The following is a 5,835-nucleotide window of genomic DNA, read 5'->3' as shown; positions in this document are numbered from 1 at the left end:
TTTATTCCGTTACTTCGTAGGTAACGGAATACTCGCTTAAAGCATTATGAGCACAATTATATAAAGCATGTATAATGCTCTGTAATTTGTTTAAAATGAGAAAAGAGAAAGTGTAAGTAAGTTGGGCTTCACGCAAAGTTTCGAGAATAGTACTAATGAATATGGATAAAAGAACGAGTAATAGATTGATTGACAGCATGCAATGTAGGTAAATAGCTTATTCCCTGTATGTTATTCAAAAAAAACGCATTCGGAAAGAGACATGAAAGTCCCATCCTCAAAGATTATCTTTTTGAGAACAGGAAAAAAAATGACAGGATTAGGCTATTCTATCAAAAAAATGCAAATTCCTTATGTCGGAATCTCACCGCTTTTCACAAAAGAAATTACCTTCTGATTAGCTTCATCGATTTTCTTATCATGGAAAGGCTTCAGATAGGTTTCTGTAACATTGATAGAAGAATGCCCCATAGCTTCTGAAATGACGCCAGGATGAATCTCGCAATAATATGCCATTGTAGCCCACGTATGGCGGGCTGAATAAGTACTAAGGTGCGAGCCCATGCCCAGGTTGCTTCTTAATGCTGACAGTTGGTTATTAAAGCTTCTCAAAGCTGACTGATATTCACGATAAGCGGCTTCTGAACCGTCTTTGCTTCGTAAAATCGGAAATAAATAAGGGGAATCTTCATCCTTATTCTTCATCAAACGTACTAATTGCATAGCTTCGGAAGAGAGAACCACCCTTAAAGTACGTCCAGTCTTTCGTCTTCGGTAGGAAAGAACGTTTCCCTGCAGGTCTTTCTTATGCAAAAAAGCCAAATCAACAAATGGAAGGCCACGCATCAAAAACATAAAAACGAATAGCATTTTGGCCTTTTGGAGGCTTTGAGGAGGAATACTTTTAGACAAATCAGCCTCTGTGCCACGGACTAGGGAGCCTATATCTGCAGCATCTAAAGCCCTCTTTTTATCGGCCTTAGTACCAGTATATACATGTTCAAACAATCTCGGTGTATAACGGGCAGATCTCAAGTCTACAGCTCGGTTATAAGCTGAACGTATGGTCTTCATATAGGTAGAGACCGTATTCCAACTGCAATCTCGCTGACGCAGGTGATTCTCGAAACGTTTCAAAACCGCCTGATCTAACCTGCGAAGAGGCAGTTCTTGGTTATTATTGAATGTAGAGAACACATTCAATGTTGCTTGGTAGATATGGGCTGTTCCCCATCTTCCATTTTCCCGGAGCTCTCCAATAATAGTTGACAGCATCTCTTGTAGGGCAATCTCTTTCATCATCATTTAATTTTATACATTATTATTTTATAAATAGGTATAAGCGCAGCTCATCTATAAATAAGGAACGCACGTACAGATGCATTAATAGCAGGGAAGAGCAACAATTCTATTAACAAAAGTGTGCTCTTGGATGCAGTTTTTTCGATTAATTATAAAAAAACAGCATTATTATTTGCTCATTTATAGAAAAACGCTTATGTTTGCACGGAAAATCCCTCCGTTACCTACGAAGTAACGGAAAATTTTAACAAAAAAAGAATTTGTAAGAGGAAGACCAAATGCGAGATTATTCACTTTTTATTTTTTTAAATTTATAAATTTAAATTTTCTATTATGAACAAGAAGTTTCTAAGTGTAATCCTGTTCAGTGCTTTAATGGTAGGCACCGCAGGAACGTTCACGTCTTGTAAAGACTATGATGATGACATCAAGGATTTGCAGGGACAACTGGACAAAAAAGCTTCACTTGATGAACTGAATGCAAAAGTTGCAACTTTGCAGACAGCTGTAGATGAAGCTAAGGCTACTGCGAATGAAGCCAAAACAAAGGCTCAAGAAGCCCTTGATAAGGCTGGCTCGGGTAGTGGAGTATCTGAAGCTGATTTGACTGCTTTAAAAGCTGAGTTGGAAGCACAAATTGCCAAATTAGCATCTTTGGAAGCTGTTGATACTAAAATTGCAGCTCTGAAGACTGAATTGGAAGGGTCTATCACTGATGCAGTTTTGAAGACATTGTCTACAAAGGTTGATGCCTTGAGTGCTGAAATTATGTCGTTGATTGGTCATCGTTTGACTAGCTTGGCTGTAATTCCGACTACTCACATCAACGGTATTGCTGCTATTACGCTGACTACACTGCAATATACTCCGCAGAAATATCAAGCAATGGCTAAGCATACTAGTGACCCTGCAGCACATACAACTCGTCCGGTTTTGGACCACGTTAATGCTGCTACTGCACCAAACTCTATTTCAACTGAATACAATGAAGCTTACTTTCACGTAAGTCCGAGTGTAGGTGTTCGTACTCAAGATATTGAATTGCCATCATTCGATTGCATTCAATCCGAGAATATCATGACTAAAGCTTCTGGTGCTACTGTTACTGCTAATAGCCCTGTTAAACCAGTTACTTATGATATCAATAAGGATGTACTGACTGTAAAATTCAAAAAGACAGTTAAGGGTTCTATTGCTGCTCAAGGTGGTCACTCTACTGGCAAAGAAACATTCTATATGGCTTCCTTGAAGGCTCCTATTGCAGTTGCTAACTATACTGATGCTGAAAAGAAAGCTTATGATGAAAAGGGAACTAAGGTGTATGTAAATTCTGAATATGTACGTCTTCATGAAGAAATCAAAGTTCCTTATCTGACAAATAGTAGAACTGACTTCACAAAGCATAACGATCTTTTTGCAGATGAGACTCAGACTGATGCAAATGGTACTTTCTACGTACACTATCACGACTCAGTATGTGTATATGAATCTAAAGCAAATGAGCTGATCGACGTTAAGTGGGCTTATGACCAACCTCTTGACTTGAAGACTTTGGTACAAGTTTGTGTAACTGATGTTGCTGATGCTAACAAGACTCATAAGAACCATGCAAAATTGGCAAACTATAAGGATTATGGCTTGGATTTCCGTTTCTATATTCCTTCAGCACCTTATATCACATTAGGTGGTAGCGAAGGAAATACAAACAAGACTGACCAACAGAAGTTTGCACAGCTTGATTCTCATGAAAACGGCATACTGTCTTCTAAAGTTTATTCTCTTGATGGCGTTTCTGCTACAGCTGTAGGTCGTGAACCTATCGTACGTGTAGAATTGATAGATGTTAACAACAAGGCTTTGGTTGCTTTGCGTTACATCAAGATCAAATGGGTGAAAGAAACTGGTGAGAGACCTATTAATCATGCATTTGCCGATTCTATCTATACTTGCAACAACTACATGGCACGCATTGGTACTCAGGAAATGAATGAAGTTATCTATGCTCAGGCTAAAGAAGGTGGTATGACTAAGCAAGAATTCCATGCTGTTTATGTTGACGGAGGCTTTGACGGTGCTGCAGGTACTGGTAGAGGTGAAGGAACAGCTGATATTATTAAGAATAATGAGTCTGGTGTAGATTCTTATAACATCGTATGGAAATTATCTCATAAGGATATTGTAACTAAGTATCCGAATTGGAATAAGCAAGAAAAGATGGACTTCTCTAAGGTTTGCTATTGGAAAGATCCTTCTGGTGCATATCCTACTTTGAAGATCACTTTGACTCGTACTATCTATAAGCCGGTATTCAACCTTTGGGGTTATGATGGTCGTTATTGGAAGAATGATAATAAATGGACTACTTTCAATGTGAACCCGATCGTTTATGATACTCAAGAATCCAACCCGGCTTGGGCTGCTAACACAAAGAACAATCCTACTTGTAACATCTATACTGACTTGTTGAATGGTTTCTTGGATGATATGGGTGTTAAGCCGACTATTGGTGCTGGTGGAGCTATTTGGTATGCAGACCAGGCTAGAGCTGGTAAGAAGTTCTACTACTCTGCATTGTATCCGAATGTCGCAAGTGGTTTCTTGGGCGTGAAGAACAATGGATATGCTGAAGAAGGTGCACGTTTCGTATTTGACAAGGATAAGTTGGAAGCTGCTAATACTGCTTACAAGTACAATTACTTCAATGGTACTAGTGTTGTAGAGAAGACTGCTACTGTTAGTGCTGATGGTACTATCTTGTATATCGACGGTAAGAAAGCTGCTGAAATCGTGAACTTTACAGATAACCTACTGAAAGCTGGTGAAAAGACTTATAACATCAAGCTGGAAGAAGTTAATCCTACTCACGCTCCTCGTACTGGTGATGCTCCGACTGAAGCTGCTAAGGCTATTGTTGGTGAGTATGTGCCTATCAAGTTAGTTGCTGACATCTGCTACGGTGATGCTTGCTCTGCTTATCCTATCCTGTCTGCTGCTCACACTGCAACAATTAAGGAATACGATGCATTTATCATCGAACCGTTGACTGTTACTACCGGTACAACTGAAAACTTCACTGATGCAACAGTAGGTGGTAGTACAATTGATGTTAAGGGTGCCTTCACTTATGTTTCTTGGAATGCTGACAAAGATGGTAAGAACTACATTGTTTCTAACTCTGCCGGTGCTACTGCATTACAGAAAGCTTTGTGGGAGTTCTATGAAGTACAACCGGGTGAATGGATGACAAGCCAGATTAAGTCTAACTTGAAGCTGGTTGATGGAAACTTAGTTCCGACTGCTGGTGTAACGAATGGTCCTCTGCCTTCTAATACTACAGTTGTTTATGATGGTACAAACGAAACTTTGACTTACAACAACTATAGTGGTACTCCGGTTAACTGGGATTATGAACTGTACATTCCTGTTAAATTCGGATACAAGTGGAAGACATTCACTATGACATTCAAAGTTATAGTTAAGAAGAATGCCGGTACTCCTGCTCAAAGATAATTAATTATCGATAGATAAACCTTTTTAAAAGAGGGTGTTCCATCCGGGACACTCTCTTTTTAATAATAACAAATAGAAGAAAATGAGAAGAACGATTTTAGCTATGTTGATGATAGCTGTCGGTTTTTTGTATTCTTGCAGTAATGGCAACAATAGTAGTTCAGAATCTCACTCCTACGCTGGCACTTTCATAACGGAAGACGGCGTCAGGTTTGAGCTCCGTGCGGATTCTACGACCTATATTACATTTTCTGACTCAGTAACGTATGAAGGAACGTGGAAAGCTTGTAAAGCCGAAGATAACTTGGAATATGCCAATATAGAATTTGCAGGCTATCAGGAATACTACTATTTGAAGGATGAAAAACTTTATCGCAGTGAGCGTGAAATGCGGCATGATGCCTTAGGCACAAAAGTAATCTATCAAAAGTAATCATTGATAAGATAGCAGTAAATTTTAAAATATTCTGCGAAGATAGATTTCATCTTTCACTATCGTGAAAAGTAAAACAGATTAGATTAGAGGATGTTCCACTATTGGAGCATCCTTTTTTACAAGAGAGACTATCATTTTCCTTCAATAGATTCATATTCCTCAATTTCCACTTAATAGATGGAAATTCACTTAGATCACCTGCATTACAACTTCCCAGTCAGATTCTCCTCTTTTGAAAGACAATAAAACATTCTATCATTATCATTCAGATTGTCCCAATAGCAGCAATTGGTCGATTTTATTTGGATTTAATATACCCATAGTTTATTTTATCAATCTATACTCAACCACAGATATAAAATATCCCATCTAATATAATGCTGTTTATTGAAGTATTAACGAAAGAAGTATTGTATTTATTTCATTTTTGCTCATAATTGTATATAATTGTAAGGTAATCCATTTATAAATAATTTTAAAATGATCAGGAATGAAATTACCTTACAGAAGATGTTCTCAATGATAGTTGAGGAGCTTCGCGAGAATGGTCGATGGGGAACAGCCCATATCTATCAGGCTACTTCGAA

The 5,835-nt window shown here is 38.3% G+C and carries 3 protein-coding genes and 1 pseudogene; 3 read left to right on the top strand and 1 reads right to left on the bottom strand.

From position 1 onward, the window contains the following. Positions 1-351: 351 nt before the first annotated feature. Positions 352-1,305 carry a tyrosine-type recombinase/integrase gene (locus AAE250_RS23235; RefSeq protein ID WP_342289471.1) on the bottom strand — a complete coding sequence of 318 codons (954 nt, stop codon included), beginning with the start codon at positions 1,303-1,305 and terminating at the stop codon, positions 352-354. Positions 1,306-1,635: 330 nt separating this feature from the next. Between AAE250_RS23235 and AAE250_RS23230 the strand changes: the two genes are divergently transcribed. The 3 genes and pseudogenes from AAE250_RS23230 to AAE250_RS23220 form a co-directional block, all read left to right on the top strand. Beyond that, entirely contained in the window at positions 1,636-4,812 is a 3,177-nt protein-coding gene (locus tag AAE250_RS23230; RefSeq protein ID WP_342289470.1) for a hypothetical protein, read from the top strand. Between the two features lie 82 nt (positions 4,813-4,894). Next, entirely contained in the window at positions 4,895-5,245 is a 351-nt protein-coding gene (locus AAE250_RS23225; RefSeq protein ID WP_342289469.1) for a hypothetical protein, read from the top strand. A gap of 483 nt (positions 5,246-5,728) precedes the next feature. Continuing rightward, positions 5,729-5,835, top strand: a pseudogene (locus AAE250_RS23220) (site-specific integrase); the annotation flags it as partial.

The sequence above is a fragment of the Bacteroides sp. GD17 genome (assembly GCF_038448625.1).
In the GTDB taxonomy this organism is placed as follows: domain Bacteria; phylum Bacteroidota; class Bacteroidia; order Bacteroidales; family Bacteroidaceae; genus Bacteroides.
This window is presented reverse-complemented; position numbering and strand designations above follow the sequence as displayed.